The following is a 23,745-nucleotide window of genomic DNA, read 5'->3' on the forward strand; positions in this document are numbered from 1 at the left end:
AAAGCCTATATCTTATTTAATAAGATATAGGCTTATTTTACTCAACTAATTTTCTAAATCCCTCTGACAATAAATCAGAAAGACCTACAAGAATCATATAACATATTAATATCAGAGTTATTTCAGTATAATTAAACCAACTCATAGCTAGCTTAAATTCTTGACCAAGGCCACCGGCACCTACAAAACCTACAACAATCGTTGTACGAATAATAACTTCCCATCTATACAATATAAAGGTAATAAATTTAGGCATTACCATTGGTATAATACCATAAATAAGAATTTGAGATGTAGAGGCACCAGAAGAAGATAAATTTCTAATAGGCCTTAAATCTAGATCTTCTATAACTTCAGCACATAACTTCCCAAGTATCCCAAAGTTATGAAGTGCTAAGGCTATAGCTCCAGGTAATATTCCAGGCTTAAATATAAATACTATAATCATTGCCCATATTAACTCAGGTACTGCCCTTGAAAATATATATAAAACACGGATTATTCCAAATAAAATCCTGCTATACCACTTCTTAGATAAAGTCATTGTACCGTTGGCAACATTTCTAGAAGCTGCAATTACAGTTAATATCATTCCTATAGTTGCAAAACCTATTGCCATAATACTCATAATTAAGGTATCGTAAGTGAGCTTTAGTGCAATTTGCCACATTTTCATGTCTTTAAATGCTGGGTTATCATTACCTAGTCCTAAAAGATTACTTAAGAATTTTTGTGTGTGGTATATATTTTTATCTGAAAATAAATCAGAGATATTTGCGTTTTCTACATTAAATATAAACATCCATGATGATATAATTAAAATTAATAACATAAATAAAGAAAATTTAACGAAATCAAATCTAACTGTTTTTTTTAATTCTTTTGCTACTTGCTTCATGCTACCAACCTCTTTCGAAGTAAATTGCTCCAAATATCAATCAATACAACTAAACCTATTAAAAAAAACATAAATGTCCAAACTTCATTATATTTTAAATCGTTTAAAGATAGGTTGATTTGATATCCTAAACCACCGAGTCCAACAAAACTCATAATTGTTGATGACCTGATAGCGCATTCAAATCTATACATAGTATAACTAATCATATTAGGTATAGCTATTGGTAAGTATCCGTAAAATAAAAGCTGTAATTTTGAGGCGCCACTAGATTTTAGGGCTTTTATTGGCTCATTTGAAACATCGTTAAGGATATCTGCAAATACACGTCCAAGTGCTCCACCGTAGGGTATAGCTAAAGCAAATATTGCAGCAAAAGGGGATAATCCAATTGAAGCTACAAATAACCATGCCCATACTAATTCATGTATAGCACGCATAAATCCTAGAACACCTCTAAATACTGTCATAAACAATGACTTAGAGTAATTACTAGACGATAATACTCCAGATGCTAAAATTCCAAATATAAGTGCTATAATAACTGCCAAAGACATACCAGCAACGGCATAAGACAGGGTTAACCATGTAGATTCTATGGCTAATTTGATTATATCTGAAGATAATTCAGGATTAAAAAAAGCTTTTACAATTTGAATTATTGTAGCTTTTCCACCAGAATGAACTAAATCTGGCCCCCAGTCTACAGAAAATAAACTAAAAACAAAAGCCAAAAACATCAATAAGGTTAAAATATTTCTTTTATGAAAGTTGAGGGATTGTTTCAAAGTTTTCATTTTGTCTCAACTCCTTTATGTTGTAGAGGTCATGTAAATCTTTATCAGTTATTTTATCTGTAGGGAGGTCAAAAAATATTTTTCCATCTTTTAATGCTATAATACGAGTAAAGTATTTCTTAGCGTATTCTACAGAGTGAAGACTTGCTATAAGTGTTTGATTTTCTTCTTTTACAAGATCAACTAACATTGACAATAGATCATGGGCACGTGCTGGGTCTAATGATGATACCGGCTCGTCAGCTAATATAACTTTTGGATTTTGAACTAAAAGTCGAGCAAGTGCAACCCTTTGTTGTTGACCTCCAGATAAATCAGATGTTTTATCGTATATTTTATCTAATAAACCAACTCTATCTAGTGATTTAATAGCTATATTCTTATCTTGTGGAAAAATTAATGATAGGGCAGACTTAAAAAATCCCCATTCATTTAATCTACCTGCTAAAACATTGTGAATTACAGGTAGAGGTCCTACTAAATCAAATTGTTGACGAATAATACCTAGTTTCTTAGATAACTCCTTATTATTATAACTTTTTGAAGGTATAGTATCTATTGTTAATTCTCCTTTATCGGGTTTTACAATATTAGCTAGAGTATTTAATAAAGTTGTTTTTCCTGCGCCGCTTGGCCCAATTAATGCAATTATTTCACCTTTTTTTATAGAAAAAGAAAGGGAAGATAAAGCCTCCATCTCCCCATAATTTTTTGATATTTTATTTAAATTAAACACTTCTTTATTTGACATATCTAATCACCTACTATTTAATCATTCCTAGTTCTTTAGCAACAGAACGGATTTTTTCATAGTTCTCATTTTTAGTTTCTATAAACTTATCTGATTGGAATACTTCCATTATTGTAGCGTTGTCTTTATTATTTAAAGAAAGTATAGCTTCTTTTATTTTATCTGTAGTACCTTCACCAAATTCTTTATCTATATTGTCGTTTACAGTCCAGTGATAGTCATAATAAGATGGTGTTACGTATGCAACTTTAACTTTATCTAAATCTACTTTTCCTTCATCAACAGCGCTTTTCCATACTGATTCATTTAAAACTCCTGCCTCAAAAGAACCAGATTCCACAAGTTTCCAAGTTTTATCATGTGAACCGGAGAAGTTTGGAGAACCATCAAAATCTTTTGTTGCATCAATTCCTTCTTGTGTTAAGAAATAACGTGGCATTAAGTGGCCAGAAGTAGAACTTTCACTACCAAATGTAAAGCTTAATCCTTTTAAGTCTTTTAATTCTTTAGCATCTATACCTTTTTGAGTTATAAAAACAGAGTGAAATTCTTGATCCATAGGTCTTTGAGCTATAGCTTGTGCATTAGGAACCAAATCTCTTGCTTGAACTCCTGTAAGACCACCGAACCAAGCTAAATGCATTTCTCCTCTTTCAAAAGCAGTTACTAATGCTGCATAATCACTAGAAGGAACAAATTCAACTGGCACTCCAACTTTTTCGTTAAGATATTTTTCAAGTTCATCAAAAGATTTGTTTAATTTTGATGCATCTTGATCAGGTATTGCACCTATTTTAAGTATTTTTTCTTCCTTAGGCTGTTCCGAAGTTTTTGAACTACAAGCAGTAAGTGATATTACCATTAATACTGCTAATAAAGCTGTAATTATTTTTTTCATAATTATCCTCCAATTATATAAAAATCCGTGTATATTTAATTTTATTGTATAGTATTTCTATAGGTATTGTAAAATTTCAAAAATCTATATCTATATACTTACATATAGAAAAAATCTATAATAAAAAGTATTAAAAACTAGAGTTATATACTAAATGTATAAAAAAATTACAATATAGTGTATAATATACAAGAAATATATCGAAAAGGAGGAGATTAAAATTAATAATATAAATATAAAAGATGATTTACTAAACATAAAGCCTAAGGCCTTAGATATTAAAAATTTTGAAAATCTTTCTTATGAAAATTCAAATATAGATAAATCACAAATTGATCTAAATACCTTTAATAAATTAAGTTTAACTAGTGATAACATAAATGAATTATTACAAGGCCTTGAAAAGATAGTTATAGAAAAGGGAAATAAAAAAGATGCAGTTATAGATTCCTATACTATATATAATAGCGCTTTAGATATGATAAAAAACAATGATATTACAAATTCAATAAGTGAACTTAACAAAGCTATAAAATTAAATCCAAAAGATACAGATATATTAAACTTACTAGGTATGTGTAACTTCTTACAATGTAACTTTGATAGATCTCTAGGTTATTTTTCAAAAAGCTTTGCTTATAAAAAAAGTGATATTGCAAGTAAATATATAGATATTATGAGTTCTATGGATTTTGACACTTTTCTTGAAAGATACAATCATGCTATAAGATTTATAAGGGAAGGTTTATATGAAGAAGGAACTCAAATATTTAAACACTTAACAGAGGAATACCCACAACTTATAGAGCCGTACATAGTCTTAGGACTTATTTGTATGGAAAGAAAAGATGAAATAATTGCAAGGAATTATTTTAATAAAGCTTTAACACTAGATAAAAGTAATGAAATTGTTATTAAGTTTATAGACAAAAGAGTATATAAAATAGATGAAAATATAGAAAAACCAGCTAAGAAAAATCCAAAGGACAAAAAACAAAAGAGCAGTAAAAATAAGAAAAAAAACAGTTTACCTGTAGCAGTAATTGCTCTTTTAACAGCAGGAATAATAGGTCAATCTATATATGGATACAATAAAATATCAAATTTAAATAATCAAGTTAGTACATTAAATACACAAGTTGGTAGTTATAAAGAAGATTTAATAAAATCAAAAGAAGAAAATTCTGAGCTTAAAGCTCAAATCGGAAGCATTAAACCTATAATTAAAAAAGAAGTTTTAATTGCAGATGAACATGCTCTTTATAAAAAAGCATTAGACGAAAAAGAAAGAGGCCTACGTAAAGATGCAATAAAAAGCTTTGAATATCTTGCAGAGTATGGAAAAGACAAGTTATATGTTTCAGAATCTATATATATATTAGGTAGCATTTATGAATCTAAAAAAGATTACGATACAGCTTTAAAATACTACAATAATTATGTAAATAGATATACAGCTAAAGATAACTACTACGATCACTCATTGTATAATATAGCTATGATATATAAAGCACAAGGTGATATAGCAAAATGTAGGGAAAAGTTAAATGAACTAATAAACCAGGTTCCAGATAGTATATACAATAATTCTACAACTAAAAAAATATTAAATAGTTAATTAAAAAGGAAAGCATTATTAAATGCTTTCCTTTTTTGTATAAATATATCTACATACTTTATTTTTCATCAAATTTAAAAGGGTTTTGTTATTACATAATGAATATATTATTATGTAAAAATATTGCAAGCATTTAAGGAGGAACCTAAGATGAAAACTTATACAATGTCAAAATTAGTGAAATCAGAAGATTTAAATCACCACGGAACTTTATTTGCAGGAAGAATGGCTGAATGGTTTATAGAAGGCGCATTTATAGCTGCTGCAAGCACATACAAAAATCCTGATAATATGGTTTGTTTAAAAATGCATGGACTTAAATTTACTTGTCCTGTAAACAAAGGAGAAATAATAACATTAGAGACTAAGGTTATTTATACAGGAAATACTAGTATGACTGTTTATGGTAAGGTTGTAAAAAACGGAGATATAGAAAAGGTTATAGTAGATGGTTTTACAACTTTTATATGTGTTGATGAAGATGGCAAAAAAATGCCTCACAATATAGTTCTACAAGAACCAGAAAATGAAGCAGAAGCAAAACTTAGAGAATATGCAAAAAACTTAAAATAAGTTGATACAAAAAAAGAAAGTATTATTGGTACTTTCTTTTTTTATATCAATTTACTGCAAATTTTGAGAAAGATCCCTGGCTTTCAAGGTCGTTGGCGACATTAGCGTAGCTAATCTTAGATTTTGTTAAATTTAAAAGGGTTTTGTTGTTATTTAATGAATATAATATTATGTAAATATATTGTAATTATTTACATAATATGTAGAAATTAGCATTAAAAAATATTATAATTAAATAAAATGGCATACTACGCAAATAAAGTTTGATTTTAGAGGGTAGTATAAAATATAAAAAATTCGATAAAGGCAAATCTAGGAAAACCTAGAGACGCAAAGCTACAGGGACTAATTTTATACTTATAAGTATAATTATGTCAGCCAGCTGCCGAAAGGAGCGGATTAATAAGCACTAACAATTTTAAAAAAAGGAGTGGTTTTTTGAAAAAGAAGATGCCAATAATTTTAACAACTCTAGCTGTACTTCCATTAGCAGCAATAGATGCTAATGCAGCACCTAATGTGGGTGTAGTTACAGCTTCTTCGTTAAATGTAAGAAGTGGACCGAGCACAAATGATAAAATTTTATTTAAATTAAAAAGGAATGATAATGTAAACATATTAGATAATTCAAATGGATGGTATAAAATAGAAGCCAAGTCTGGAAAAGTAGGATGGGTATCTGGGAAATATATAAATATAGGAAATGCACCTAATCAACAGGATAGTACAAGTACATTAAAAAAGGTAGTAAACATAGACGGATTAAACATGAGAAGTGGACCAAGTACTGCATTTAGGGTAAATAAGGTATTAAACAAGGGAATAGAGGTAGAAGTAGTATCAGAAAAAGATGGTTGGTCACAAGTCAAATATAATAATATGAGCGGACATGTAGCAAGTAGATTCTTAGATGATAAGACAGAGTCTAAACCAGTACAACCACCTAAAGAAGATATTGTACAAGATAATAATGAACAACCGGTTAAGAGTATAAAAAAGGTTGTGAATATAAATGATCTTAATATGAGAATGGGACCAAGTACTAGATATAAGGTAATAAGTGTATTAAATAAAGGTGTAGAAGTAGAAGTAATATCAGAAAAAGATGGATGGAGTAGTATAAAATATAATAACCAAACTGGTAGTGTAGCAAGTAGGTATCTAAATGCTACAAAAATTCCTGACAATACTCAAAAGCCAGATGAACCTAAGGTTCCTGATAATAATCAACCTATAATTACTGTACAAAAAACAGTAAATGTAGATGGGCTTAACATGAGAAGTGGGCCTAGTACTACATACAAAGTAGTTACGGTATTAAACAAGGGAACTAAGGTAGAGGTAATATCAGAAAAAGATGGATGGAGTAAAATAAAGTACAATAATCAAAATGGCAATGTAGCAAGCAGATATTTAAATGAAATAAAAATTCCAGATAATACTCAAAATCCAACACAGCCTGATGTTCCTAACACAGGGGATAATAATTATGGAAGTAATAATGGGACTGTTGAGGAAAAGGTTTTAAATTATACTTTAGAGGAACATTTAGCAAAACAAGTAGTACTAGATCAAGTAATACATTCAGCAAATGTTAGAAGTGCAATTACCCTTACTAGCTTTTCAAGAGCAGTTGAAGATGATATAAAATATTATCTAGATCCAGTTAATTTTGTAAAAACTCCAAATGGAATGTATCAATTTTTAAAGTTAAATAATTATAGAGAAATATCTGAAGAGAAGTTAAATAGCTATTTAAACAATTTAAAGTTTAACTCTAATCAAAAAAACATATTTGAAAACAAAGCTAAAGTATTTATAGATGCATCGAAAAAACATAATGTAGATGTTGTATATTTAATATCACACGCTATGTGGGAAACTGGATATGGAACTTCTCGTCTAGCACAGGGACAGACTTTATATTCATACAAAGGACAAACCCTTAGCCAACCTGCTGTTGTATATAATTTCTATGGAATAGGGGCTATAGACAAAAACGCAAACGTATATGGAGCAGAGGCTGCATACTGTAATGGATGGACAAATGTAGATGCAGCTATATATGGCGCTGCAGATTGGATATCAAAAAATTACGTTAATAGTTCAAAATATAATCAAAACACTTTATATAAAATGAGATGGAATTATGATGTAACTTGGCATAGGTATGCAACAGATGTAAACTGGGCAAATGGAATAGCAAATATTATGAACAATATATCTTATATGTATAATAATACAAATATAGTTTACGAAGTACCTAAATATAAATAATAAGAAAGTATTTAATAATTGAATATATACAAAGCATATGATAAAATAACTAAGTAATTAAATAAGACAGTTTATTTGTACCATCCTGTCTATAAACAAAACTAGGGCTATATATTACAATTATTGTAGTATATGCTTTTGTATTTTTTTGTTTATAAAGAGGCTGTTAGGCCTCTTTTTTATTGCGTTTTTGTATCCTAGACATTGAGGAGGCACTATGAAGAAAATAGGTATTACAACAACAGTTCCAATAGAAATTCTTATAGCAGCAGGATATACCCCTGTTGATTTAAATAATATATTTATTACGTCAGATGATTACTTTAGTTATATAGATATGGCTGAAAAAGATGGATTTCCTAAAAGTATGTGTGCTTGGATTAAAGCAAAATACGGAGTATGCATAAAACACAACATAGAAGATATTGTTGGTGTAGTTGAAGGAGATTGTTCTAATACAAAATCTCTTATGGAAGTACTTTCTTTAAATAATATAAATATACATCCTTTTTCATATCCAAATGATCACAAAAAAGAAAGTTTAAAAAAAGAAATGGATAAGTTTATGGATATCTTTAATGTAAGTATAGAAGAAGTAGAAAAAGTTAGATTAAAACTCAATAAAATAAGGAAATTAGCTAAAAAGATAGATGAGTTAACTTATATAGAAAATAAAGCCACTGGATTTGAAAATCATTTATATCAAGTTAGTTCAAGTGATTTTAATATTAATATAGATGAATTCGAGAAAGACCTTATAAATGCAATAAAGGATATAGAAAATAGAAAACCACAAAACCAAAAAATAAGACTTGGATATATAGGGGTTCCGCCTATGACAGGAGATATATACACTTTTGTAGAAAATTTTGATGCTAGATTTGTATACAATGAAGTTCAAAGAGAATTTGCTTTTTCTAGATATGAAAATAATAGTAGTATTTATGATCAATATTATGATTATACGTACCCTTATGATATAGATTTTAGAATGGATGAAATAAAAAAACAAATAGAAATAAGACAATTAGATGGGATAATACACTATACTCAAGCTTTTTGTCATAAAGCAATAGATGATATTATTTTCAAACAAAAGCTAAACGTTCCTCTATTAAATATAGAAGGTGATAAGTTAAATACATTAGATGCTAGAACTAAACTTAGAATTGAAGCATTTTTAGATATGTTAAAAGACAAAAAAGAAGGTGTAGACATATGCGTATTGTAGGAATAGATTTAGGAAGTAGAGAAGTAAAAATAGCTATTATGGAAGACTCATCTATAGTTCATAAGTTTAAAATAAGTACCGTATCCTTTTATAAAGAATATTGCCACTATGACAATAAGATAATAGTAGATTTAGATAAATTAAACATAAAAGATGTAGATGTATTTATATCTACTGGATATGGAAGAAATAATACAGATTTAAATAAATTTACTCCTATAAATGAAATAAAAGCACATGTATATGGAGCTGTTTATCAAAGTAAATTAAAGGACTTTATATTACTTGATATAGGTGGACAAGATGTCAAAGTAGTAAAAGTAGAAAATGGAATTACTACAGATCTTGAATTAAATGAAAAGTGTGCAGCGTCTTGCGGTAGATATCTAGAAAATATGGCTACATTACTAGAAATATCTTTAGAAGATATGAGTAAACACTACAAAGATCCAATACAGCTTAATTCAACTTGTGCTGTATTTTCTGAATCAGAACTCATAGGAAAAATAGCAGAAGGAGCTAGTTTGGATAGTCTATGTGCAGGAGTTAATTATTCCTTATATAAAAGATTAGAGCCGGTTTTAGGTAATTTTAAAAGTAGAAGATTAGTAATTAGCGGTGGAGTTGCTAAAAATCAGGCTATACAAAAATATTTAAATGAAAGATACGATGAAGTTATACCTTTAGATGATCCTCAATTTAATGGTGCTATAGGTTGTTGCTATTATGGATATCTAAAAAATAGGAGGTAAATTATGTATATATTAAAAGCAGAACACAGTTTTGACAGTGCTCATTTTTTAGCTAACTATAAAGGCAAATGTGGTCATATACATGGACATAGATGGAGAGTATTAGTAGAGGTTCAAGGCAGTGAGTTAGTAGATGGTGGACAACTAGATGGAATGGTTGTAGATTTTGGAGATCTTAAAAAAGATGTTAAAGAAATGGCTGATTATTACGACCATTCACTTATTATTCAAAAGGATACTTTAAGAAAAGAAACCTTAAATTGTTTATTAGAAGATGGATTTAGCGTTATAAATGTAGAATTCAGACCTACAGCTGAAAATTTCTCTTATCACTTTTATAAACACATGAGTAGTAAGGGGTATGATGTTAAAAGAGTTACAGTTTATGAAACTCCAAATAACAGTGCAACCTTTGAAAAAGGAGAAGTATAATATGAATAAATATAATGTAGTAGAAAAATTTGCTAGTATAAATGGAGAAGGAAAAAAGAGCGGACAACTAGCAGTTTTTATAAGATTAGCAGGATGTAACTTAAGATGTTCATATTGTGATACAATGTGGGCAAACACTGATGATGTAGAATATGAAGTTATGACTAGTGAAGAAATTTATAATTATATAAAAAAGACGGGCATTAACAATGTGACATTAACTGGTGGAGAACCTTTAATGCAAGATAATATAAAGGAATTATTGTTGTTTTTATCAAAGGACAAAAGTCTAGATGTAGAAATAGAAACAAATGGAAGTGTTGATATTAGAGATTTTCTAGATATATTACAGAACCCTCCAAGATTTACTATGGACTATAAATTGCCTGGTAGTAATATGGAATCTAACATGTATTTAGAAAATCTTAATAATTTAAGAATATTCGACACAGTTAAGTTTGTAGCTTCAAACTTAGAAGACCTGGATAAAGCCAAAGAAATAATAGAAAAATATGATTTAGCTAGTAAATGTAGTGTGTATATAAGTCCCGTATTTGGTAGCATAAATCCAGAAGAGATAGTTGAATTTATGAAAGACAATAAAATGAATAATATAAACTTACAAATTCAACTTCATAAAATAATATGGGATCCTCAAAAGAAAGGAGTATAGTATGAAAACTAATATAAACAATGAAAAAGCAGTAGTAGTTTTTAGTGGCGGGCAAGATAGTACAACTTGTTTATTTTGGGCAAAAGAAAGGTTCAAAGAAGTTATTGCTGTTTCTTTTGATTATAATCAAAAACATATACAAGAACTTCAATGTGCCAAGGATATTTGCAATAAACATAACATAGAACATCATATACTAGATATGTCTTTATTAAATCAACTATCTCCAAATTCTTTGACTAGAGTAGATATAAATGTTGATAAAACTCAAAAAGAAGGAGAACTTCCAAATAGCTTTGTAGACGGTAGAAATTTATTGTTTTTAACATTTGTAGCTGTATTTGCAAAACAGAGAAATATTAATCACATAATTACAGGGGTATCTCAAAGTGATTTCAGTGGTTATCCAGATTGTAGAGATGTATTTATTAAATCTACTAATGTAACATTGAATTTGGCAATGGATTATGAATTTGTTATACACACACCTCTTATGTTTATAGATAAATGCGAAACTTGGAAATTAGCTTATGACTTAGAAGTATTAGATATAGTTAAAAATGAAACATTAACATGTTACAATGGAGTAAAAGGAAATGGATGTGGAGATTGTCCTGCTTGTAGCTTAAGAAAAAATGGATATTTAGAATTTAAAAGAAAATATATTGAAAAAAAATAAAAGGACTGAGTCCTTTTATTTTTTTAACTAAATGTAAATTTACAATTTCTACCTGTATCATATGATATATCATTTACAAATTCTAATATCGTATTTATATTTCTATCGTTATTTATATAGGAAAATATAATCTCCATAAATTCAACTGCATTAGGTATAGATTTATTATATAAGTCTATAAAACTGTCGTTATATATCTGTTTAGTAAACGGGTCTTCCCAGGTGCTATTTGTATAGTTTAAAACATCGTAATCATATGCATACTTATTCTTATATATAATGCTACTAAATTGAATTTTTTCATTAAATATTTTTTCGAGATTTTTAACTACGCTTAATTTTATATTTGATGGATCATATAAAAATTTTCTTATTGATCTTGCAGAATTTAGGGCATGAGCTATCTCGTTTTTACTTATGTTATATGAAAAAGTTTCGGCTATGCTATACTTATACATATCAGATAATATATTAAAAGCATCAAAAGATATATCAAATACTGTATAATCTCTAAATTCTTTAATTGACATTTTTTTTATTATGTTAAGTAATTTCATATCTATATCTGTTTCTATATGTTTGTGCAAAACTTCAGACTTTGTATTTTTATATTTGTTTTTAAATTTAAATTCTACATTATAAACATAAGGGTGTAGATTTCTATCTAATATATAGTGAGTTGCAAAACCACACATATATGATATCATAGTATTCTTGAATTTTTCGCTACCATTTAAAGCTTTAAAGTTATCCATTTCTCTAGAAAATTCTAATAGGTTTTTAAAAAATTCATTTGTCTTTGTTGTATGTATAATAGAACTTATATTTTCTATACCTATTTGTTTAGTAAATGGCCATGCTTTATGATAAGAGAAAAAATTTGGGCCTTGTGCTCCAAACATATAAGTATCATAGTTTTCTTTTATTATATCTTTTAAATAAAACCTGTTTAAATATTTTAAGCAATCTTCTCCAAAGAGATAGTGTGATATAAGTCCAGGCATAAAATTCTCCTCATATAATTTATAGTATTAAGTTATACAATTTTTAAATCATATATACATGAAACAAGTCGTCTAAATAATATACTATACAAAAGCATAATTTTTAAATTCAGTAGGAGGATTATTTATGGAAGTAGATGCATTAGAAGTTAAAATGGACAAAAAACAAGCTATGAAAATAATAAATAATAAAATACCTTTAATGAGCAAAGTTGTTCAATTAAATAAAAGAATAAAAAATATAAAACTTCAATATATAGAATACAAGGTTATAACATATGAAATAATTCATAAACTAAACTTAAAAGAAAGAATCTTTAATAAATCTAATACTAAAGTAGATAATATAACTATGCTAATTAATACAAGTACAGGGTATTCATTTAATATAAATAATATACCCAATACAGTGAAAATTAATATAGAAAAAACTAATTTAAGAGAATCTAGTATAAACGAATCTCAAATTATAAATAGTATAAAAGATGAACTAATAAAGAATTTACACAAAAAAATAGACTGTGTGCAAAATATAAATCTAGTAGATATAAAAAGTATATATATACCTTTTTGGGTAGGTTTTTATGATGATAAAAATATCTTTATAGAGGCTGATTAAAATAAGTAAATTAATAAAATAAAAGTACCTATTAATAGGTACTTTTATTTTGCTAATTTTGAGCAACGGACCTGGTTTTCAAGGTCGTTGGCGACATGAGGGTTGCGAATTTTAATTATCTTTTGAATCTATAATGTTTTTCTTATCAATTTTTTCAACATTCGCTCCAGATAAATGATCTAAACTTTTAAGCGTATATCCTTGTTTTTTCCATTCTGTTATAACATCATCTAATACTTCACAATTTGTTTTAGAATTTGGATGTAATAATACTATAGCTCCTGGATGGGTACGAGTAAATATTTTGGTTTTTGCATATTCATGTGAAGGTTGATTGTCATTTAGCCAATCTACATAAGCAAAACTCCAAAAAATAGTTTTATATCCCAGTTTTTGAGTATATTTTAGGGATAATTCACTAAACTTACCCATAGGAGGTCTAAAATATTTAGGCATTTCTTTGCCTATAAGTTCTTTATAAGCATCGTCAACAGCTGTAAGTTCTTTAGAAAACTTTTCAAAGTCAGTAATAGTAGCCATTGAAGGGTGAGTTGTAGAATGGTTACATACTAAATGCCCTTCATCAACCATGCGTTTAACCAAATCGGGATTGGTTTTTATATAGCTTTTTACAACGAAAAATGCTGCTGGAACGTTATGCTTCTTTAATGTATCTAATAACTTTTCAGTATATCCATTTTCATATCCTGCATCAAATGTTAAATATATTACTTTTTCTTGTGGTTTACCTACATAATAGGTGCCGTATTTAGAGAAGAAAGAAGCCTCTGTATTTGGCGTTGGTTGTTCACCATCAGTTCTAGGTTTGAAATACCAACTATACTCCATAGTATCTACTCCTAGTTTAGTAATAGTAGAACCTAACAGAGTTTTAAAATTTTTACCTGTATTAGTTGTATTTAACAATACTCCTAAAATAAATAAAAAAGCAATTGAAATAAACAATCGATTTTTTTTGTTCATTTTTATCACCTCAAAAATAATAATTACTTATATTGTGTGTAATACTCTTAGAAATATTAATTTATATATAATCCAAAAAAAGACATAAAAAAAGAGAGTATAAACTCTCTTATGAATTTACAATTAATCTTGAAGATTGGATATTAAGCAATGTATAAAGCGGAGTATGTATATACTTATTTTGATTATATATTTTAGCATTATTATACAATCTAGGTGAAGTTTTTCTTTTAAGCATGTCCTCTTTTATTGGTTTATTATCTAAATATTCATGGCAGTGTTTTTCTTTAACAATTTTTAATTGAGAAGATGTATTAAAATTATAAGTTTTTTCTGTTAGGTATTCTTTTTCATAAAAGCTAGCTAAGTGAGCTATAAATATAGTACTTGTTATTATAAGTAAAGTTTTCTTAAACATATGATCCCCCCTGATGTATAGATTCTTTATATCTATATATAAATTTTACTACCAAATATAACAAAATTCTATAAAAACCGTAATACAATTTCGTGCACCTTTAGACAAAAAATACTATTTTACAATACTAAAATAAAAATACAAATTTTAGCACATACTACTTCTAAAATATACAATGAAAGGGAGATATATCAATGGAGTTACAAGAAGCTATAGAATCACTAGATAAGACTATAGATAAATTGATTAAAACATCAAAAGAATTTATAGATTCTAGTGCAGTGGCAGAAGGGTTATATGACTTAGCCATAAACGGTAAAGAAGAGATAGATGAGCTAGCTAGAGACTTTGAATATTTTGTATTGACTAAAAGTACTAAAACGCTTCAAGGTATAAAAGTACTAATAGAACTAAACTTACATGAAGATGTATTCGGTTTAGTTAGAAATATATATGAAAACTATTTAAATTGTAGATATTTAGATTATAATGTAGATAGGATAAGAGACTTTATACACAATCCTTATAATGTAGCTGAAAGATATATAAAAATTAATCCAGACGGTGAATACGTAGACTCTGATAACAATGTTTTAGGCCAGAGACTAAATCCTTCAAAGATGAGAATGGGAAAAGATAAAAAGTACTTTTTTAGTTATTATGACTTTCTTTGTAATTTCACCCATTGTAACTATGCAACTGTAGAGTGTTATTTAGGACCAAATCTGAAGTTTACCTGCGAAAAAAATAATTACGCACTTATAAGTAGGTTGTTTACAGTATTTACTTTCACAAAAATATTCAACATAGTTGTAGTTAGAACTACAAATATGTATAATAATTTAGTCTGTGAATCTATAAGTATCCAAAAACATATATTTAAAGTTGCACTTAAAATTTGTGAAGAAAATATAGAAGATAAAAAATATAAAATATTAAGAGATATGTTAGAACATATGAAGAATTCTTTAGATGAAGATATATAAATATATACAATATGAATAAGTGTATGATAAAATATATATGATGATGGTATCGTAAGAACTGTACATCTTGTGGCTAAGATCTATAAAAATTTTTAAATAGTCTGCTTTGAGCTTGTATGCCAGAGACAGGGAGGAATAAAACAAAGGATTACTATACCCTCTTTGCGTCTATTTTTAGGCACAAAGAGGTTTTTTATGCCCTTAATTAAGGTTTTTATCGAGGATGTGATAAAATTGAAACTTGGATTTATAGGTGCAGGTAAAGTAGGTAAGTCGTTGGGAATTTATTTTAAAAACAATGGATTTAATATTGCTGGTTATTATAGCAAATCTATAGAGTCTGCTAAAGAAGGAGCTAAGTTTACAGATTCTACAGTATATGATGATATTAGAAAATTAATAGATAATGTAGATATTTTATTTATAACTACAAATGATGATGAAATAAAAAATATAGTAGATATTTTATATTCAAATTCATTTATAAATAATAAAATAGCCTTACATACTAGCGGATCTTATTCATCTAATATATTAAGTCCTCTTAAGGAATTAGATTGTTTTGTATACTCAATGCATCCTTTGCAATCTTTTGCAGATATAGATAATTCAGTAAAGAATTTAAGAAATACTGTTTTTACTATAGAAGGATGTTTAGAAAAAATTCATGTTATTGAGTTAATTTTAAACAAAACAAATAATAATTACTTTAAGATAAATTCAGATGATAAACCTATATACCATGCAGGAGCCTGTGTTATATCTAATTATTTAGTTACTTTAATGGATTTTGGTATTTCACTCTTTGAATCTATTGGCATAAAAGAAAAAGAAGCACTAAATGCTTTGTATCCTCTTATAGATGGGACAATACAAAATATAAGAAATTTAGGCTGCAGTAAAGCCATAACAGGACCCATTTCAAGAGGAGATTACAAAACAATACAAACGCATTTAAATGCTATGGAAAGTAGTATTCCAAGCAAAGTAGACTTTTATAAAAATATGGCTCTTATGACATTGTTACTATCATCAAAAGAAAAGCTCTTAGACGAGCAAAAAATAAAAAATATAAAAAATATATTGGATTAGGAGATGGTAATAATGAATAAGAAGTTTACTGTTGCATCATTTAAACAAGCAAAGGAAAAAGGTGAAAAAATAACCATGCTTACAGCATACGATTACTCAATGGCAAAGTTAGTTGACGAAGCTGGAGTTGATAGCATATTAGTAGGGGATTCCTTAGGAATGGTTGTTTTAGGATACGAATCTACATTAGAAGTAACTGTAGATGATATAATACACCACTGTAAGGCTGTTTCAAGGGGAGCTAAGAAAGCACTTATAGTAGGGGATATGCCTTTTTTATCATATCATATAAATATAGAAGATTCAGTTAGAAATGCTGGAAGAATAATACAAGATGGTAATGCACATGCAGTAAAATTAGAAGGTGGAGTAGAGATAGTTGATATAGTTAAGGCTATAACTAAGGCACAAATACCCGTTATGGGACATCTAGGTTTAACTCCTCAATCAGTTAATATGTTTGGAGGGTTTAAAGTACAAGGCAAAAGTGAAGAACAAGCCATAAAAATAATAGATGATGCTATAGCACTTGAAGAAGCTGGAGCATTTGCTATAGTACTTGAAGCTATACCAGAAAAGTTAGCTAAGATTGTATCAGAAAAAGTTGGTATACCTACTATAGGTATAGGAGCTGGTAGTCATTGTGATGGACAAGTTTTAGTTATTCAAGATATGTTAGGCATGTTCTCAGATTTTACACCTAAATTTGCTAAAAAATATATTAATTTAAGAGAAGATATAATAAATGCTTCTAAAGATTATATAAATGAGGTTAAAGAAGCTAAGTTCCCATGTAAAGAACATACATTTTCTATAGATGAAGAGATAATAAATAGACTTTATGGAGAAGAAAAATGTTAGTAAAGACAATTGATGAAATTCAAAAACTTATAAAAGAAGCAAAAAAAGAAGGAAAAGAAAAAATAGGATTTGTTCCTACAATGGGATATTTACATGAAGGCCATTTGTCTCTTATAGAAAATGCAAAAAAAGAAAATGACTTAGTTATAGTTAGTGTATTTGTAAACCCAACACAATTTGGACCAAACGAGGACTTTGATAGTTATCCAAGAAATATTGATAGAGACTACGAAATATCAATAAAATCTGGGGCTGATATTGTTTTTGCACCAGAGACAAATGAAATTTATAAAGATAATGATTGTACATATGTTGAAGTAGATGGAGAACTTACTAATAAACTTTGTGGAGCATCTAGACCAGGACACTTTAGAGGTGTTACTACTATAGTTTGTAAATTATTTAATATAATAAAGCCTACTAATGCATATTTTGGACAAAAAGATGCTCAACAAGTGGCTGTAATAGAAAGAATGGTTGAAGATCTATATATTGATGTAAATATTATACCCTGTCCTATAGTTAGAGAAAAAGATGGACTTGCCTTAAGCTCTAGAAATGTGTATTTAAATGATAATGAGAGAAATCAAGCATTAATACTTTCAAAATCATTGTTTAAGGCTAAGGATATGTTTGTAAATGGATGTAGGGATGTAAGTATTTTAAAAGATTTTATAGAAAAAAACATAAAAAGTCAGCCTTTAGCAAATATAGATTATGTAGAAATACTAGATTCTAAGTCATTTAAAAATATAGATTTTATAAATAAGGATACTATAATAGCTGTAGCTGTAAGATTTGAAAAAACTAGATTAATAGACAATATATATTTAAAAGTTTAGTGTATAATAAAGACTGTTGATAATTTTATCAGCAGTCTTTATTTATTCACACAAATTCCATAAATGTTTGATAAAATAAGATAGAGGTGATAATATGAACAAAATTTTGGTAATTGAAGATGATATTGATATACAAGAACTAATAAAAGAATTTTTAGTAAGTCAAGAATATGAAGTAGATGTAGCAAGCGATGGTCTTGAAGGTATAAACATGTTTAACGAGAATGAATATAATTTAGTAATGCTAGATATAATGCTTCCTAATATAGATGGATATTCTCTTTGTAAGATGATTAGAGCCAAATCGGATGTACCTATTATTATGTTAACAGCATTAGACGATGAAAAAGATGAGGTTAAGGGATTTGAGTTAGGGGTTGACGATTATATTACAAAGCCATTTTCATTTAATATACTTATAAGAAGAGTTGAAGCTGTACTTAGAAGATATAACAAAGTAGATAACCTCAATATATTAAAATTTGAAGGAATACATATGGATATTGATGCCTATAAAGTGTATGTAGATGAAAATGAAATAGAGCTTACTACAAAAGAATTTGAGATATTAAAAATGTTACTTGAGAACATAGGAAAGGTTTTAAGTAGAGAGGTTATGTTAGACAAGTTATGGGGATATGAATACTACGGTGATGCAAGGGTTATAGATACACATATTAAAAACATAAGACAGAAAACGGGAATACAATATATAAAAACTGTTAAAGGAATAGGATATAAAATTGATAAGTAATTTAGTATATAAAATAAAAAATAATATAGCTTATAAAATATTTTTTATAACTAGCGCATTATTAGTGTCTATGGCCTTTATAATTTATACAACTATGTATATTGAATTACCTAATTATTATTATAGATATAAAGCAGAGAGTTTAGAAAAAGGGGTCAAGCAATTAGTAGGCAAAGTAGATACTTTAACATTTTTAGAATCAAAAGAGTTATTAGATGAATTTTGTGAAGAATATAATGTGCAACTTACTATTTACGATCTAGATGGAAACATATTGTATATACCTTTTAATGTTATCCAAATAGGAGGTATTTCATCACCGGCAACAACAGATGTATATAAAGAAAATCCAGATGAAAAATATATATATCTAGAAGCTTCACCTGTAAAATTTGAAGATATAGTAACGGTGTTTAAGGTTAATGCAACTTTGCAACCTATTGATGAAGCAGCTACTGTAATTTTAAGATTTGCACCTTATATAGGAGCTATTATTTTGTTAATGTGTATTATAAGTGGATATGTATATTCGAAAATAATATCAAAGCCACTTATACAATTAAATTTTGCAGCACAGAGAATGATTAAACTTGATTTTGATACGAAATGTAAAGTATATTCTCAAGATGAATTAGGCCAGCTTTCAAATAGCCTTAATGAACTTTCATTTAACTTACAAAACACTATGAATGAATTAACACAAGCAAATAAAAAACTAAGAAATGATATAGAAAGAGAAAGAGAGCTAGAAGAACAAAGAAAAATATTTGTAGCCACTATATCCCATGAATTAAAAACACCTATAACCGCTGTAAAAGGGCAACTTGAAGGTATGATACACAACATAGGATCTTATAAAGATAGAGATAGATACTTAAAAAGATCTTTTGATATTATGGAGCATATGGAAAAGTTAGTTTATGAAATGATGGAAATATATAAACTAGAGAACTCAGAATTTAAACCCAATATACAAAATATGAATATATCAAATATGGTATACGATATATCCAAAAGCTTTGAATACTTTTTAATATCTAAAGATCTTACTATAGTAAATAAAATACAAGATAATTTATATATAAAGGGTGACCAACAACTTATTAGAAAAGCAATATCAAATGTAGTTAGTAATGCTGTGAAATACTCAAAAGAGAAAGAAAAGGTAATTATCAGATTGTATGAAAGAGAAAACAAAGTAGTATTAGAAGTTTTAAATACTGGAGCATCTATAGAAGAAGAAAAACTAACTAAGGTTTTTGAACCTTTTTATAGATTAGAGAAGTCAAGAAATAGAAACACAGGAGGAAGCGGGTTAGGTCTTTATATAGTTAAGAAAATATTAGAATTAAATAATGTAAGTTATGAACTAAAAAATGTAGAGCAAGGAGTATTATTTACTATAATATTTTAAAATATATATTTACAAATTTATAATTTGTGTTATAATTAACTTTATTAAAAATAAATACAAAAAGATAGAGGTCGCGTTACCAAATAGTACTATTGTGGAGATAAGCACAGTGAAACGATAGGAAAGGTGTTGACGCCGAAATGTATAAATGATGCTTTAAGTTTATATGTTGGTGTTGTGTAAAATATGTACAACATTGTCACAAAGAGATTTGTGGAGAGCTATCTTAAGTTCGTGAATGCTAATAAGCAATATTTTTGAATTAGTATTTAAGGGCCTAAGGATAGTATGTTCCTTGGGCCTTTTTTATTACGAAGATTAAGATGTTACTGCAGAATCTCCATCTTATCAAAATTTATGGAGGGATTAATTATGATTGAGACAGTGAATGGGACGCTATACTTTGATGGATGTAATACTGTGGAGTTAGCTAAAAAATATAAAACACCGCTATATGTAGTTTCAGATAGTATATTAAGAGAAAAGGGAAGAGAAGTAAGAAATAGTTTTTTAAACAAATACGAAAATGTTAGAGCTGTTTATGCATCAAAAGCATTATTAAATTTAGCTATGTGTAAAATCGTACAAAGAGAAGGTCTAGGCCTAGACGTAGTTTCAGGAGGGGAATTATATATTGCTATAAGTTCTAATTTCCCTATGGAGGATATAATATTCCATGGAAATAATAAGTCAAAAGAAGAACTTATTATGGCGGTTAAGTATGGAGTAGGTAGAATAGTAGTAGATAGCTTAAGTGAGTTAGAGTTATTAGAAGAAATTTGTAAGAATTTAAACAAAGAGGCTAATATATTATTTAGAATTACTCCAGAGGTAAGTGCTAATACTCATAGACATATAAGTACAGGACAAAAAGATTCGAAGTTTGGAATTCCATTACTTCAAATAGATGAGGCTATAAAAATTGCTATATATTCAAATTATATAAATTTTAAAGGTATTCACTTTCATGTAGGATCTCAACTATTTTCAAATGAATCACACTTAAAAGCTTTAAGAGTAGCTATAGGTTGGATAGAACACATAAAAAATGAATATGACTATGAAATAGAGGACTTAAATATAGGTGGAGGATTTGGTATAAAATACGTTGAAGGAGATATAGAAGTTGGTTTAAATGAGTTTTTAGAACCAGTAATGAATGAATTAGAATGTGAATTTGAAAGAAGAAATTTAAAAAGACCGTGTGTAATAATAGAGCCAGGTAGATGGTTTGTAGGAAGCGCTGGAATAACATTATATAATGTAGGAAGTATAAAAAATATAGAAGGCGTTAGAAAATATGTATCAATTGATGGAGGACTAAGCGATAATCCAAGAGTTGCACTCTATGATGCTAAATACTCTGCAATAGTTGCAAATAAGGCTAATACTATAGAAAAAGAAATAGTAACAATAGGTGGAAAATGCTGTGAATCAGGTGATATACTTATAAGAGATATAGAGCTACCTATAGTAGAAAGAAACGATATATTAGCTGTATTAAATACAGGTGCATATAATGACTCAATGGCTAGTAATTACAATAAAGCACTAAGACCTGCTATTGTTCTAGTAAGTGAAGGAAATAGCTATGTTATCAAAAAAAGAGAAAGTTATGAAGATTTAATATCTAAGGATGTTATTCCACAGTGTTTAATAAACCTAGATGAAGTTGCATATAGTGAAATAATTTAAAACCTTATTGTGGATTTTTCCACAATAAGGTTTTTTGTTTTTTATTAACTTGATCTATATACATCTAATCCTACTCCAAGTAAGGACGATAATACAACTAAAGCAAAAAGAGCTATTAGATAGACTCTATCAAAGTCCTTACTAGCAATACTTTTCTCCCCAGCATAGATACAAAATAAGAGTATACTACCTAATACAAATATTATATATGACCCCATACCAAAAGTATTTATAAAAGACTGAATAATGTTAAAAAAAGCGTTAGAATTATTCATAGAATCCCCACCCCACAAAGTAATAATTAGCAATTAAAATATAAATAGTTATATATTTAAAAATATTCAACTATATATAATACTATAGAAAGAATTATATATAGTTGAATATTTTTAAATATTGTAAAAAATCTGAAAATTCAAAAGGCTTGTTATACAATATTTTATGCAGGGGGAAGTAACTTGAGTCATATAAAAAATATAAAAATAGAAAATTTTAGAAAGCTAAAAAGTATAGAGCTAAAAGACACAAAAGATATAAATATACTAATAGGAGAAAACAACAGCGGAAAAACTAGTATACTTGAATCAATAATGTTTTTAGAATATCCAAATGATATAAATAGATTGATTTTATTATATAAAGTAAGAGAAGTATTAAAAAATAACGAAAAATCAAGTTGGTATAAATCATTTATAAACATGTTTAATAAAGAATTTGATAAAAAAAATATATCTTTGAGTGGTGAGGTTGAAAATAAGAAAATACAAATAAGTATAGATGGATATGAAGAATATCTATTTAGATTAGCGGAAGAAGAACTTCCTGTGTCAGTGTTTAGTGGAAAATACAAATTAATTATAAATAATAAGGAATATGAGAAAAAATTTTCAGTAAGAGAAGATGATTACGAAATCTTATACCAAGATAATAATTCGTTTATTCCTATGAAGTATATATCTCCTATAGACCACTATATGCAAAGTAGATATGTTGAGTATATAAGTAAATCTATAAAGCTAGGGAAAAAACAAGATATACTGGAAATGATGAAAATATTTGATAAAAATATAGATGGCTTTGATTTAATAACAGAAAACAATATTACATCTTTATATATTAATCATAAAATAAATGGAATTTTACCTATATCTGCATTTGGTGATGGAATAAAAAAAGCTATAACAATATCATCATCAGTAATAGAAGCTATAGATGGAATCCTACTTATAGATGAAATAGAAACTGCAATACATGCAAGAGCCCTTAAGGATTTCTTTAAATGGCTTATGGAAATATGTAAAAGATACAATACACAGATATTCTTAACTACTCATAGTATAGAAGCTATAGATGCATTAATAGAGGGCGGCATAGATTATATAGCTGATATAGCATGCTATAGATTAGAGAGTGATAATCATGATACTTACGTTAATAGATTTTCAGGGGAGCAATTATATAGTATAAGATCTAATATGGGTTTGGATGTGAGATGAT

At 27.8% G+C, this 23,745-nt stretch carries 25 protein-coding genes and 2 riboswitches; of the genes, 17 read left to right on the forward strand and 8 right to left on the reverse strand.

The window, feature by feature from the left end; genetic code table 11:
• Positions 1-37 precede the first annotated feature (37 nt).
• From ACUSRV_RS04540 to ACUSRV_RS04555, 4 genes are read right to left on the reverse strand one after another with little or no spacing between them, the layout of a single operon-like run.
• Positions 38-898, reverse strand: coding sequence for a PhnE/PtxC family ABC transporter permease (locus ACUSRV_RS04540; protein WP_490140733.1), 861 nt, complete (start codon positions 896-898; stop codon positions 38-40).
• Positions 895-1,695, reverse strand: coding sequence for a PhnE/PtxC family ABC transporter permease (locus ACUSRV_RS04545; RefSeq protein ID WP_490140734.1), 801 nt, complete (start codon positions 1,693-1,695; stop codon positions 895-897). The genes ACUSRV_RS04540 and ACUSRV_RS04545 overlap by 4 nt, the downstream gene beginning before the upstream one ends.
• Positions 1,661-2,446, reverse strand: a complete 786-nt coding sequence (locus ACUSRV_RS04550) for a phosphonate ABC transporter ATP-binding protein (RefSeq protein WP_490140735.1) — start codon at positions 2,444-2,446, stop codon at positions 1,661-1,663. Before ACUSRV_RS04550 ends, ACUSRV_RS04545 begins: the two co-directional genes overlap by 35 nt.
• Before the next feature lie 13 nt (positions 2,447-2,459).
• Positions 2,460-3,344: a putative selenate ABC transporter substrate-binding protein gene (locus tag ACUSRV_RS04555; RefSeq protein ID WP_490140736.1), complete on the reverse strand. Its 885-nt coding sequence runs from the start codon at positions 3,342-3,344 to the stop codon at positions 2,460-2,462.
• 478 nt (positions 3,345-3,822) lie between these two features.
• On the opposite strand from ACUSRV_RS04555, the gene ACUSRV_RS04560 reads away from it, so the two are divergent.
• The 8 genes from ACUSRV_RS04560 (at position 3,823) to queC (ending at position 11,579) form a co-directional block, all read left to right on the forward strand.
• On the forward strand, positions 3,823-4,962 hold the full coding sequence (locus ACUSRV_RS04560) for a tetratricopeptide repeat protein (protein ID WP_490140737.1): 1,140 nt from the start codon (positions 3,823-3,825) through the stop codon (positions 4,960-4,962).
• Between the two features lie 150 nt (positions 4,963-5,112).
• Positions 5,113-5,535, forward strand: coding sequence for an acyl-CoA thioesterase (locus tag ACUSRV_RS04565; protein ID WP_490140738.1), 423 nt, complete (start codon positions 5,113-5,115; stop codon positions 5,533-5,535).
• Between the two features lie 295 nt (positions 5,536-5,830).
• Positions 5,831-5,925: riboswitch (cyclic di-GMP riboswitch) on the forward strand.
• A gap of 48 nt (positions 5,926-5,973) precedes the next feature.
• A complete protein-coding gene (locus tag ACUSRV_RS04570; RefSeq protein WP_490140739.1) occupies positions 5,974-7,812 on the forward strand; it encodes an SH3 domain-containing protein in 1,839 nt (612 codons plus the stop codon).
• Positions 7,813-8,029: 217 nt separating this feature from the next.
• A complete protein-coding gene (locus ACUSRV_RS04575; protein WP_490140740.1) occupies positions 8,030-9,043 on the forward strand; it encodes a 2-hydroxyacyl-CoA dehydratase family protein in 1,014 nt (337 codons plus the stop codon).
• Positions 9,031-9,795, forward strand: a complete 765-nt coding sequence (locus ACUSRV_RS04580) for an acyl-CoA dehydratase activase (protein ID WP_490140741.1) — start codon at positions 9,031-9,033, stop codon at positions 9,793-9,795. Before ACUSRV_RS04575 ends, ACUSRV_RS04580 begins: the two co-directional genes overlap by 13 nt.
• A gap of 3 nt (positions 9,796-9,798) precedes the next feature.
• Entirely contained in the window at positions 9,799-10,227 is a 429-nt protein-coding gene (gene queD / locus ACUSRV_RS04585) for a 6-carboxytetrahydropterin synthase QueD (RefSeq protein WP_490140742.1), read from the forward strand.
• 1 nt (position 10,228) lies between these two features.
• Entirely contained in the window at positions 10,229-10,900 is a 672-nt protein-coding gene (gene queE / locus ACUSRV_RS04590; protein ID WP_490140743.1) for a putative 7-carboxy-7-deazaguanine synthase QueE, read from the forward strand.
• Between the two features lies 1 nt (position 10,901).
• On the forward strand, positions 10,902-11,579 hold the full coding sequence (gene queC, locus ACUSRV_RS04595; protein WP_490140744.1) for a 7-cyano-7-deazaguanine synthase QueC: 678 nt from the start codon (positions 10,902-10,904) through the stop codon (positions 11,577-11,579).
• Between the two features lie 23 nt (positions 11,580-11,602).
• On the opposite strand, the gene ACUSRV_RS04600 is transcribed toward queC, so the two are convergent.
• Positions 11,603-12,583, reverse strand: coding sequence for a zinc dependent phospholipase C family protein (locus ACUSRV_RS04600; protein ID WP_490140745.1), 981 nt, complete (start codon positions 12,581-12,583; stop codon positions 11,603-11,605).
• Positions 12,584-12,710: 127 nt separating this feature from the next.
• On the opposite strand from ACUSRV_RS04600, the gene ACUSRV_RS04605 reads away from it, so the two are divergent.
• Complete coding sequence (locus ACUSRV_RS04605; RefSeq protein ID WP_490140746.1) at positions 12,711-13,202, forward strand: hypothetical protein; 492 nt, start codon at positions 12,711-12,713, stop codon at positions 13,200-13,202.
• Positions 13,203-13,313: 111 nt separating this feature from the next.
• Here the strand turns inward: ACUSRV_RS04605 and pdaA are convergent, their stop codons facing one another.
• Entirely contained in the window at positions 13,314-14,186 is an 873-nt protein-coding gene (gene pdaA, locus ACUSRV_RS04610) for a delta-lactam-biosynthetic de-N-acetylase (protein WP_490140747.1), read from the reverse strand.
• 109 nt (positions 14,187-14,295) lie between these two features.
• Positions 14,296-14,604, reverse strand: a complete 309-nt coding sequence (locus ACUSRV_RS04615; RefSeq protein ID WP_490140748.1) for a hypothetical protein — start codon at positions 14,602-14,604, stop codon at positions 14,296-14,298.
• Between the two features lie 194 nt (positions 14,605-14,798).
• Between ACUSRV_RS04615 and ACUSRV_RS04620 the strand changes: the two genes are divergently transcribed.
• From ACUSRV_RS04620 to lysA, 7 genes are all read left to right on the forward strand, one after another.
• Positions 14,799-15,590, forward strand: a complete 792-nt coding sequence (locus ACUSRV_RS04620; protein WP_490140749.1) for a DUF5677 domain-containing protein — start codon at positions 14,799-14,801, stop codon at positions 15,588-15,590.
• Positions 15,591-15,785: 195 nt separating this feature from the next.
• Positions 15,786-16,682, forward strand: a complete 897-nt coding sequence (locus ACUSRV_RS04625; RefSeq protein WP_490140750.1) for a Rossmann-like and DUF2520 domain-containing protein — start codon at positions 15,786-15,788, stop codon at positions 16,680-16,682.
• A 12-nt stretch (positions 16,683-16,694) separates the two neighbouring features.
• Positions 16,695-17,543 (forward strand): 3-methyl-2-oxobutanoate hydroxymethyltransferase, encoded by an 849-nt coding sequence (gene panB / locus ACUSRV_RS04630; RefSeq protein WP_490140751.1) that lies wholly within the window; start codon positions 16,695-16,697, stop codon positions 17,541-17,543.
• A complete protein-coding gene (gene panC, locus ACUSRV_RS04635) occupies positions 17,537-18,385 on the forward strand; it encodes a pantoate--beta-alanine ligase (protein WP_490140752.1) in 849 nt (282 codons plus the stop codon). Before panB ends, panC begins: the two co-directional genes overlap by 7 nt.
• Positions 18,386-18,479: 94 nt before the next feature.
• On the forward strand, positions 18,480-19,139 hold the full coding sequence (locus ACUSRV_RS04640; protein WP_490140753.1) for a response regulator transcription factor: 660 nt from the start codon (positions 18,480-18,482) through the stop codon (positions 19,137-19,139).
• Entirely contained in the window at positions 19,129-20,553 is a 1,425-nt protein-coding gene (locus tag ACUSRV_RS04645) for a sensor histidine kinase (RefSeq protein ID WP_490140754.1), read from the forward strand. The genes ACUSRV_RS04640 and ACUSRV_RS04645 overlap by 11 nt, the downstream gene beginning before the upstream one ends.
• A gap of 57 nt (positions 20,554-20,610) precedes the next feature.
• Positions 20,611-20,785, forward strand: a riboswitch (Lysine riboswitch).
• Between the two features lie 140 nt (positions 20,786-20,925).
• Entirely contained in the window at positions 20,926-22,248 is a 1,323-nt protein-coding gene (lysA, locus tag ACUSRV_RS04650) for a diaminopimelate decarboxylase (protein WP_490140755.1), read from the forward strand.
• A 44-nt stretch (positions 22,249-22,292) separates the two neighbouring features.
• Here the strand turns inward: lysA and ACUSRV_RS04655 are convergent, their stop codons facing one another.
• Entirely contained in the window at positions 22,293-22,523 is a 231-nt protein-coding gene (locus tag ACUSRV_RS04655; protein ID WP_490140756.1) for a hypothetical protein, read from the reverse strand.
• A gap of 183 nt (positions 22,524-22,706) precedes the next feature.
• On the opposite strand from ACUSRV_RS04655, the gene ACUSRV_RS04660 reads away from it, so the two are divergent.
• Positions 22,707-23,744 carry an AAA family ATPase gene (locus tag ACUSRV_RS04660; RefSeq protein ID WP_490140757.1) on the forward strand — a complete coding sequence of 346 codons (1,038 nt, stop codon included), beginning with the start codon at positions 22,707-22,709 and terminating at the stop codon, positions 23,742-23,744.
• The last annotated feature ends 1 nt before the right edge of the window (position 23,745 follow it).

Source organism: Sporacetigenium sp. TC11, assembly GCF_058146105.1.

Coding starts and splice junctions, on each gene's coding strand:
- ACUSRV_RS04540 (WP_490140733.1), bottom strand. CDS start 898: ATGAAGCAAGTAGCAAAAGAATTAAAAAAAACAGTTAGATTTGATTTC.
- ACUSRV_RS04545 (WP_490140734.1), bottom strand. CDS start 1,695: ATGAAAACTTTGAAACAATCCCTCAACTTTCATAAAAGAAATATTTTA.
- ACUSRV_RS04550 (WP_490140735.1), bottom strand. CDS start 2,446: ATGTCAAATAAAGAAGTGTTTAATTTAAATAAAATATCAAAAAATTAT.
- ACUSRV_RS04555 (WP_490140736.1), bottom strand. CDS start 3,344: ATGAAAAAAATAATTACAGCTTTATTAGCAGTATTAATGGTAATATCA.
- ACUSRV_RS04560 (WP_490140737.1), top strand. CDS start 3,823: ATGATAAAAAACAATGATATTACAAATTCAATAAGTGAACTTAACAAA.
- ACUSRV_RS04565 (WP_490140738.1), top strand. CDS start 5,113: ATGAAAACTTATACAATGTCAAAATTAGTGAAATCAGAAGATTTAAAT.
- ACUSRV_RS04575 (WP_490140740.1), top strand. CDS start 8,030: ATGAAGAAAATAGGTATTACAACAACAGTTCCAATAGAAATTCTTATA.
- ACUSRV_RS04580 (WP_490140741.1), top strand. CDS start 9,031: ATGCGTATTGTAGGAATAGATTTAGGAAGTAGAGAAGTAAAAATAGCT.
- queD (WP_490140742.1), top strand. CDS start 9,799: ATGTATATATTAAAAGCAGAACACAGTTTTGACAGTGCTCATTTTTTA.
- queE (WP_490140743.1), top strand. CDS start 10,229: ATGAATAAATATAATGTAGTAGAAAAATTTGCTAGTATAAATGGAGAA.
- queC (WP_490140744.1), top strand. CDS start 10,902: ATGAAAACTAATATAAACAATGAAAAAGCAGTAGTAGTTTTTAGTGGC.
- ACUSRV_RS04600 (WP_490140745.1), bottom strand. CDS start 12,583: ATGCCTGGACTTATATCACACTATCTCTTTGGAGAAGATTGCTTAAAA.
- ACUSRV_RS04605 (WP_490140746.1), top strand. CDS start 12,711: ATGGAAGTAGATGCATTAGAAGTTAAAATGGACAAAAAACAAGCTATG.
- pdaA (WP_490140747.1), bottom strand. CDS start 14,186: ATGAACAAAAAAAATCGATTGTTTATTTCAATTGCTTTTTTATTTATT.
- ACUSRV_RS04615 (WP_490140748.1), bottom strand. CDS start 14,604: ATGTTTAAGAAAACTTTACTTATAATAACAAGTACTATATTTATAGCT.
- ACUSRV_RS04620 (WP_490140749.1), top strand. CDS start 14,799: ATGGAGTTACAAGAAGCTATAGAATCACTAGATAAGACTATAGATAAA.
- ACUSRV_RS04625 (WP_490140750.1), top strand. CDS start 15,786: ATGCCCTTAATTAAGGTTTTTATCGAGGATGTGATAAAATTGAAACTT.
- panB (WP_490140751.1), top strand. CDS start 16,695: ATGAATAAGAAGTTTACTGTTGCATCATTTAAACAAGCAAAGGAAAAA.
- panC (WP_490140752.1), top strand. CDS start 17,537: ATGTTAGTAAAGACAATTGATGAAATTCAAAAACTTATAAAAGAAGCA.
- ACUSRV_RS04640 (WP_490140753.1), top strand. CDS start 18,480: ATGAACAAAATTTTGGTAATTGAAGATGATATTGATATACAAGAACTA.
- lysA (WP_490140755.1), top strand. CDS start 20,926: ATGATTGAGACAGTGAATGGGACGCTATACTTTGATGGATGTAATACT.
- ACUSRV_RS04655 (WP_490140756.1), bottom strand. CDS start 22,523: ATGAATAATTCTAACGCTTTTTTTAACATTATTCAGTCTTTTATAAAT.